We start from the raw sequence: 7,445 nt of genomic DNA on the forward strand, positions 1-7,445 counted from the left end.
GAGGCGGCTCTGGTGCTGGCGTAGACGGGCGATCCTCCGGGCGGTCAAGAGGTTCGTGAGCAACTTCAATGACTTGCGGATTAGTGTAACTCTAAACTGCGCCGCCTTTCACATCATTCCAATCCGCAAACAGGAGCTATCGGCCGTCAGCGACGGCGTAAATTCCGGCGCCCCGAAGGCGCTCGGGCTCAGGGCAGGCCCACGTGCAGAATTGCCACAGCCTGGCGCTAGGTGTCCGGCTCCTCGCTGGGCGGCTTCATCAGGCCGAACAGCTCGTCCGCCGCCGCGAGGCTTGCGCGGCGAATGCCGGCCACATCGTGCTCTCCCGCGATGTTGATGCCGCGAAGCACGGCCCGGACCTCGTCCCGGTAGTCGGTTAGGAATGTCAGCGGATCAGGCGATTGATTCGCGACCCGGGCCACCAGGGCCGCGATCATGATCTGGCAGGCCAGCATGCGGCCGTTCAGCTCCTCCATCCGTGTCTCCCGCCCGCGACATCGCTCCGTCGCCTCGGTTCGCGATCGGTCCCGCCCGGGCCGGAGTCAACCGGGCCGCCGGTCGGCGGAGTCCAACGTCGCACCGGTCCGCCGGGAGCCTCGCCTCAGCGGCCGATCTCGAAGCTGTAGCCGGCGCCCCGGATGGTGCGGATCGGGTCCGGCAGGCCGTCCCGGTGGACAGCCTTGCGGAGCCGGCCGACATGGACGTCGACCGTGCGCTCGTCGAGCTCGGCGTCCCGGCCCCACACCCCGTCCAGGAGCTGACTGCGGGAAAACACCCGGCCCGGACTGCGCATCAGGAAGCCGAGCAGCCGGAACTCGGTCGGGCCGAGATGGAGGTCCTGCCCGGCGCGCCGCACCCTGTGCTGCACCCTGTCGAGCTCGATGTCGCCGCCGGTCAGGATTTCGGCGATCTCGGCCGGCTTCAGCCGCCGCAGCAGCGCCCGCACGCGGGCCAGGAGTTCGGGCACCGAGAACGGCTTCACGACGTAGTCGTCGGCCCCGGTGGCGAGGCCGCGCACGCGGTCCGCCTCCTCGCCGCGGGCCGTCAGCATGATCACGGGCAGCCGCTCGGTCTCGCGCCGGAGCCGCAGCCGCCGGCACAGCTCGATGCCGGATACGCCCGGCAGCATCCAGTCGAGCAGCAGGAGGTCGGGCACCTGCTCCCGGAGCTTGAGCTCGGCTTCGTCCCCGCGCGCGGCGCTGTCGACCGTGTAGCCTTCGGCCTCGAGGTTGTAGCGCAGGAGCAGCGTCAGCGGCTCCTCGTCTTCGGCAACCAGGATGCGGGCCGACATTTCAGCTCGCCGGCTGGTCGGGTTCGAGCCGGGCCTGGCTGGCCCGGTCGTCCTTGGGCCGCTCGGCCGAGAGCGCCTGGCCCGTGACGAGGTAATGGACCGTTTCGGCGATGTTGGTGGTGTGGTCGCCGATGCGCTCCACGTTCTTGCCGTAGAAGAGCAGGTGGGCGCAGAAGGTGATGTTGCGTGGATCCTCCATCATATACGTGAGGAGTTCGCGAAACAGCGACGTGTAGAGTGCGTCGATGGAGCCGTCCCGCCGCCACACGTCCATGGCGCGCTCGAGGTCGCGCTGCGCATAGGCGTCCAGCACGTCGGTGAGCTGGCGCATGACGAGGTCGGCCATGTTCTGCAGGCCGGTGACGATGCGCTGCGCCTGAAACCCGTCCGCGATGGCGAGCGTCCGCTTGGCGCAGTTTTTGGCGAGGTCGCCGATGCGCTCGAGATCACCCGAGATGCGGATCGCCGACACCACGTCGCGGAGGTCCATGGCCATCGGCTGGCGGCGGGCGATGGTCATGATCGCCTTCTCCTCCACCTCGCGCTGAAGGGCGTCGAGCCGGGCATCCGCCTTGATCACCTCCTGGGCGAGGGCGGCGTCGCGGCGCACCAGCGCCGTCACCGCCTCGGCCAGCATCTTCTCGCAGATGCCGCCCATCTCGGCCGCGGCCGAGCGGAGCTGTCTCAGGTCCGCGTCAAAGGACGCGACGATATGGTCCGGCATCGTCTCGCTCCCTCAGCCGAACCGGCCGGTGACGTAATCGTGCGTCTGCTTCTTGGTCGGGTTCATGAAGATCTGGTGCGTCGGCCCGAACTCCACGATCTCGCCGAGATACATGAAGGCCGTGTTCTGGGAGATGCGGGCGGCCTGCTGCATGTTGTGCGTCACGATGGCGATGGTGAACTCGGCCTTGAGCTGCTCGATCAGCTCCTCGATCTTGCCGGTCGAGATCGGGTCGAGGGCGGAGGTCGGCTCGTCGAGCAGGATCACCTCCGGCCGCTGCGCGATGGTGCGGGCAATGCAGAGCCGCTGCTGCTGGCCGCCCGAGAGCCCCGTGCCCTGGCTGCGCAGCTTGTCCTTCACCTCGCCCCAGAGCGCCGCCTTGCGGAGCGCCTCCTCCACCCGGGCGTCCATCTCGGCGCGGCCGAGCCGCTCGGTCAGCCGCAGGCCGAAGGCGACGTTGTCGTAGATCGACATGGGAAAGGGCGTCGGCTTCTGGAACACCATCCCGACCCGGGAGCGCAGCTCGTTCAGGTCGGTCGCGGGATCGAGGATGTTCTCGCCGTCGAGCAGGATCTCGCCGGTCGCCCGCTGCTCCGGATACAGGCTGTAGATGCGGTTCAAACAGCGCAGCAGAGTCGACTTCCCGCAGCCCGAAGGGCCGATCAGGGCCGTGACCTGCCGGTCGCGGAATCCCATGGACACACCCGTGAGGGCGCGCGACGCGCCGTAGAAGAAATCGAGCCCCCGGATCTGGACACGGTCCATCTCCTGCGCCCTCGACGGGGCGGCGCCGGGCGCGGCCACCGCCTGGAGGCGGACCGGCTCGGGAACGGCGAGGGTCATGCGGCGAAGTTCCTGATCTCGGTGGCCGGGCGTGGAGGCCGGGGCGGCCATCCGTCGGACCCGGCCGCTTCTATGGCGGCTCCATGACGGCTGGATGACAGCCTCGGAGGGGTCATTCGATCAGCCTGTCGCGACGCCAGAGTTCGGGAAAGAGCCGGATCCAGAGCGCCGCGACCACGATGGTCCCGGCGCCGCCGATGACCACGGCCGGCACGGCGCCGAGCCAGGCCGCCAGCACGCCCGATTCAAATTCGCCGAGTTCGTTGGAGGCCCCGATGAACACCGTGTTCACGGCCGCCACCCGGCCCCGCATCTCGTCCGGGGTCTCCGCCTGCACCAGGGTCTGGCGGACCACCACGTTCACCGTGTCCGCGGCGCCGGCCACGAACAAGGCCGCCATGGACAGGGCGATGTTCTCCGACAGCCCGAACCCGATCGTGGCAAGCCCGAACGCCACGATGGCTGCGAACAGCACGCGGCCGGTGCGCCGTTCGAGCGGCCGGGTGGCGAGAAACACCGACATCATCACGGCGCCCGCGCCCGGCATGCTGCGCAACAGGCCGAGCCCGACCGGGCCGGTATGCAGGATGGTCTGGGCATAGATCGGCAGCAGCGCGGTCGCACCGCCGAGCAGCACCGCGAACAGGTCCAGCGAGACCGCCCCGAGCAGCACCGGCCGCGACCGGATGAAGCCGATCCCGGCCAAGATGCTGGTCCAGGACATGGCCCGGCTCTCGGACGGCGCCGGCCGGTGCCGGAGCGTCGCCACGCAGAGCGAGGCGGCGGTGAAGAAGGCCGCCGCCGTGCCGAACACCACCTGCGGGCCGAACACATAGAGGAGGCCGCCCGCGGCCGGCCCGAGCACGGTGGCGCTTTGCCAGGAGGTCGCCGCCAGCGTGATGGCGCGCCCGAGCAGCGGTCGCGCCACGAGGTTCGGCAGCAGGGCCTGCGAGGCCGGGTTGCCGAAGGCCCGGGAGGAGCCCGCCACCACGATCAGGGCATAGATCAGCCAGATGGAGCGCTCGCCCGCCAGAGCGCAGAGCACCAGCCCGCACGCCGCCGCCGCGTTGCCGGCATAGGCGGCGGTCAGCACCTTGCGGCGGTCGAACCGGTCCGCCACATGGCCCGCCACCAGCGCGAGCCCGATGGCGGGCAGAAAGGCCGCGAGGCCAGCGAGGCCGAGCGCCAGGGCGCTGCCCGTCAGGTCATAGACGAGCCAGCCGACGGCCACGTTCTGCATCTGCAGGGCGGAGCCGGACAGGAACCGGGCCGTGAAGAAGCGCCCGAAATCAGGCTCTCGGAACAAGATCCAGGCGCTCGCGCCCGCCGCCCTACCCATCAGCGCCCTTCCGGTCACACCGGGCTCGATAACGCGGCCGGACCGGCTTGGCGATTGTCCCGATCGGGGGCGGGCGATAGGACCAGTGCTGCCGCCCGCCGCGCGGGCGCCCTCGGCCGCTGGCCTGAGCACGGGAGCTCCGAACGTCGATGCCGAAGGCCCTCAGGATGCTGCTGCTGGCAGCCGGCCCCGCGCTGCTCGGGGGATGCGCCTACATGCCGGTTCCGGCCGACCCGATCCGCTATGTCACCTCGCCGGCCGATGTTGCGGTCTGCCGCCGCCTGGGCAGCACTGGCTTCACCCGGACGGACGGGGTTGGGCCGTTCAGCTATTCCGACATCACCGTGGTGGTGCCGAACGAGGGGCAGCGCGGCCGCCCCATCCGGCCGGGACTCGCGCACGCGCTGGCCGGGCATGAAATCCTGGGCCCCAACTTTGCCGTGCGGCTGAACGTCATGCGGGATGCCGCGCTCGGCCTCGGCGCGAGCGACCTGTTCCTGCGCCGGCGCCTCTACCGCGACTATTCCTATGTGGAAGGCGTCGCCTACCGCTGCCCCCGCTGAGCGGGACGGGAGCGGCCCGCCCTCTGGGCCCCCGGCAACGGTTTCAGAACGTTTTTAGGGCCAAGTTGGCGGGGCGCGGCCAAACCGCCCGGCCGTGGAACGGCAGGAATGCGCCTCGATCTCGCCACCCTCAGCGTCGTGACGGTGTTCGTGACGATGCTCGTGGGCTCGCTGCTGGTGTTCTCCTGGTTCCAGAACCGCAGCGTGGCAGCCCTCAAATGGTGGGGCTGCAGCATGATCGTGGCCGCGCTCGGCGTGTTCCTGATGATCGGCCGGGGCGTGCTGCCCGGCTGGGTCACGATCGGTCTCGGCAACGCCGTCGTGTTCGCGGCCTTCGGGCTGTCGTGGGCCGGATTCAGGATCTTTGAGCGCCGGGCCGTCCTGGTCGTGGTGGTCGTTGCCGGCCCGCTGCTCTGGCTCGCCGCCTGCGGCATCCCGGCCTTCTACAAGAGCTTCGAGCTGCGCGTCCTCCTGGCGTCCCTGATTTCCGGGAGCTACGCCCTTGCCTCGGCGTTCGAGCTCTGGCGCGGCCGGGCCGAAAAGCTCGGCTCGCGCTATCCGCTGGCCGTGATCTTCGCCGGCCACGCGCTGATGGTCCTGTCCCGCTACCCCACGCTCGATCACTGGGGCGGGGCCACTGAGCAGACCGTGTTCACCGCGCCCTGGGTGACCATGCACGCCTTTGAAGCCATGGTCTTCACCGTCGCGAGCTCGTTTCTGCTGCTGGGCATGACGAAGGAGCGGGTGGAAGCCGAGCAGCGTCTCATCGCGGCGCGCGATCCCCTGACGGGCGCCCGCAACCGGCGCGCCTTCATGACCGAAGGCCGCGACCTGCTGGATCGGCTGCGCCGCGACGGCCAGCCCTGCTCGCTGCAGCTGCTGGACCTCGACCATTTCAAGCGCATCAACGATCGCCACGGCCATGGCGCGGGGGACCAGGTGCTGCGCACGTTCTGCGCGGCCGCGAGCCGGATCCTGCCGGGCGACGCGTTGTTCGCCCGGCTCGGCGGGGAGGAATTTGGCTGCCTGCTGCCGCTCGCCGACGAAGCGCAGGCCAGGGAGGCGGCCGAGGCCCTGCGGACCGCATTCGCCAATTACCGCTTCGAGGCGGATGGGCAGCCGTTCGGGGCAACGGTGAGCATCGGCATCGCCACCAGCGATGATGTGGGCCACATCCTGGACGCCCTCCTGGCCGCCGCCGACCTGTCGCTCTACAGCGCCAAGGGGTCCGGCCGGAACCGGGTGGTCAGCCTGGCCGAAACCCCCGTGCCGCTCGCCGCCTGAGGGCAGGCGGCCGCTCGCTTGCATGGCGGTGCGGGCCGGACCATCACCGGCACATGGCCCGAGGTCCCGAATCCGGCGGCGGATTGCCGATCGATGCCGTCCTGCCCGACATCGCGGCGGCGCTGCTGTCCCGATCGAGCCTGGTTCTGGTGGCGCCGCCCGGGGCCGGCAAGACGACCCGGGTCCCGCTCGCCCTCCTGGACCAGCCCTGGCTCCGAAGCGGGCGCGTCATTCTCCTCGAGCCCCGCCGGCTCGCCGCCCGGGCCGCGGCCGACCGCATGGCTTCCACGCTCGGCGAGCGGGTCGGCGACACGGTCGGCCTCAGGGTTCGCATGGAGACCCGCGTCTCGGCCCGCACCCGCATCGAGGTGGTGACCGAAGGCGTGTTCACCCGCATGATCCTGGACGATCCCGGCCTGGACGGGGTCGCGGCCGTGCTGTTCGACGAGTTTCACGAGCGCTCGCTCGATGCCGATCTCGGGCTGGCCCTGGCGCTGGAGGCGCAGGCGGCGCTCCGGCCCGATCTCCGGCTCCTGGTCATGTCGGCGACGCTGGACGGGGCCCGGGTGGCGGGCCTCCTCGGCGACGCTCCCACGATCGTCTCCGAGGGTCGCGCCTTTCCGGTCGATACCCGCTACCGCGGCCGCGTGCCCGGGGGGCGGATCGAGGACGATGTCACGGACGCCGTTCTCCACTGCCTGGCGTCCGAGCCGGGCTCCGTTCTGGCCTTCCTGCCGGGCGCCGGCGAGATCCGCCGCGTGGCGGAGCGGCTGGCCGAGCGCCTGCGCGATCCGGCCGTCGAGATCGCGCCCCTCTACGGCGCCCTCGACAGAGCCGAGCAGGACCGGGCCGTGCGGCCGGCCCCGGCCGGGCGCCGCAAGGTGGTGCTGGCGACGTCCATCGCCGAGACCTCGATCACCATCGAGGGGGTGCGGGGCGTGGTCGATAGCGGCCTCGCCCGGGTGCCCCGCTACGAGCCCGGGCTGGGGCTGACCCGGCTCGTGACCGAGCGGGTGTCGCGCGCCTCGGCCGACCAGCGCCGCGGCCGCGCCGGCCGCACCGGTCCGGGCTATTGCCTCAGGCTCTGGGAGGAGGCTGCGACCGGCGCGCTGGAGCCCTTTGGCCGCCCTGAAATCCTGTCCGCCGATCTCGCCCCGCTGCTCCTCGACAGCGCCGAGTGGGGCGTGCTGGATCCGGCCACACTCCCCTTCCTGGACCCGCCGCCCGCGCCGGCCCTGGCCGAAGCCCGCGCCTTGCTGGAGGGTCTCGGCGCCCTCGATGCCGAGGGCCGGATCACGCCCGAGGGGCGCCGCCTCCGGTCCATGCCCCTGCCGCCCCGCCTCGCCCGCATGGTGCTCAGCGGCGCCGCGACCGGGCAGGCCCGGCGGGCCGCCCGGCTCG

General features: G+C 71.1%; 8 protein-coding genes. 3 read left to right on the plus strand and 5 right to left on the minus strand.

What is annotated here, in order from left to right:
* Positions 1-227: 227 nt before the first annotated feature.
* The 5 genes from JWR86_RS12640 to JWR86_RS12660 form a co-directional block, all read right to left on the minus strand.
* Positions 228-476: a hypothetical protein gene (locus tag JWR86_RS12640; protein ID WP_299565981.1), complete on the minus strand. Its 249-nt coding sequence runs from the start codon at positions 474-476 to the stop codon at positions 228-230.
* 125 nt (positions 477-601) lie between these two features.
* Positions 602-1,291 (minus strand): phosphate regulon transcriptional regulator PhoB, encoded by a 690-nt coding sequence (gene phoB, locus JWR86_RS12645; protein ID WP_299565984.1) that lies wholly within the window; start codon positions 1,289-1,291, stop codon positions 602-604.
* A 1-nt stretch (position 1,292) separates the two neighbouring features.
* A complete protein-coding gene (gene phoU / locus JWR86_RS12650) occupies positions 1,293-2,015 on the minus strand; it encodes a phosphate signaling complex protein PhoU (protein ID WP_299565987.1) in 723 nt (240 codons plus the stop codon).
* 12 nt (positions 2,016-2,027) lie between these two features.
* Entirely contained in the window at positions 2,028-2,780 is a 753-nt protein-coding gene (gene pstB / locus JWR86_RS12655; RefSeq protein ID WP_299566002.1) for a phosphate ABC transporter ATP-binding protein PstB, read from the minus strand.
* Between the two features lie 190 nt (positions 2,781-2,970).
* A complete protein-coding gene (locus JWR86_RS12660) occupies positions 2,971-4,197 on the minus strand; it encodes an MFS transporter (RefSeq protein ID WP_299565990.1) in 1,227 nt (408 codons plus the stop codon).
* Between the two features lie 149 nt (positions 4,198-4,346).
* Here JWR86_RS12660 and JWR86_RS12665 point away from each other — a divergent pair, with 149 nt between their 5' ends.
* The 3 genes from JWR86_RS12665 to hrpB form a co-directional block, all read left to right on the plus strand.
* Positions 4,347-4,760 (plus strand): hypothetical protein, encoded by a 414-nt coding sequence (locus tag JWR86_RS12665; protein WP_299565993.1) that lies wholly within the window; start codon positions 4,347-4,349, stop codon positions 4,758-4,760.
* 108 nt (positions 4,761-4,868) lie between these two features.
* Positions 4,869-6,044, plus strand: coding sequence for a GGDEF domain-containing protein (locus JWR86_RS12670; protein WP_299565996.1), 1,176 nt, complete (start codon positions 4,869-4,871; stop codon positions 6,042-6,044).
* A 53-nt stretch (positions 6,045-6,097) separates the two neighbouring features.
* The coding region (hrpB, locus tag JWR86_RS12675; RefSeq protein WP_299565999.1) for an ATP-dependent helicase HrpB at positions 6,098-7,445 on the plus strand (1,348 nt) is incomplete at its 3' end.

Source organism: Enterovirga sp. (assembly GCF_028290205.1).
Classification (GTDB): domain Bacteria; phylum Pseudomonadota; class Alphaproteobacteria; order Rhizobiales; family Beijerinckiaceae; genus Enterovirga.